Raw genomic sequence first — 444 nt, 5'->3', positions numbered from 1 at the left:
CTCCTGGAACTCGGCCGCTCCTGCGTGCTCAAGACCTACCGGAGCAAGCGGACCGTCGAGCTGCTGTGGCAGGGGATCTACGCCTACGTCCTGCACCACCGGATTGACGCGCTGATCGGCTGCGCGAGCCTGGAGGGTACCGATCCGGACCGGCTGGCCCTGCCGCTCGCCTTCCTGCACCACCATGCCCGCGCGCCGGAGGGCTGGCGGGCCCGGGCGCTGCCGGAGCGGGCGGTGGCGATGGACCGGATGCCGCGCGAGGCGGTGGATGCCAAGGCCGCCCTGCAGGCCCTGCCGCCGCTGATCAAGGGCTACCTGCGCCTCGGCGCGACCTTCGGCGACGGCGCGGTGATCGACCGCCAGTTCGGCACGACGGACGTGTTCGTCACGCTGCCGGTCGAGGTGATCGGCGCGCGCTACCGGGGCCATTTCGCGCCGGCGGGG

General features: G+C 73.2%; 1 protein-coding gene. It reads left to right on the top strand.

The features are described 5' to 3' along the window. A partial coding sequence (locus ACU8YC_RS27775) for a GNAT family N-acetyltransferase (protein ID WP_446896367.1) occupies positions 1 to 444 on the top strand: 444 nt, incomplete at both ends.

Source organism: Citrobacter sp. VF227, assembly GCF_052950715.1.
This window is presented reverse-complemented; position numbering and strand designations above follow the sequence as displayed.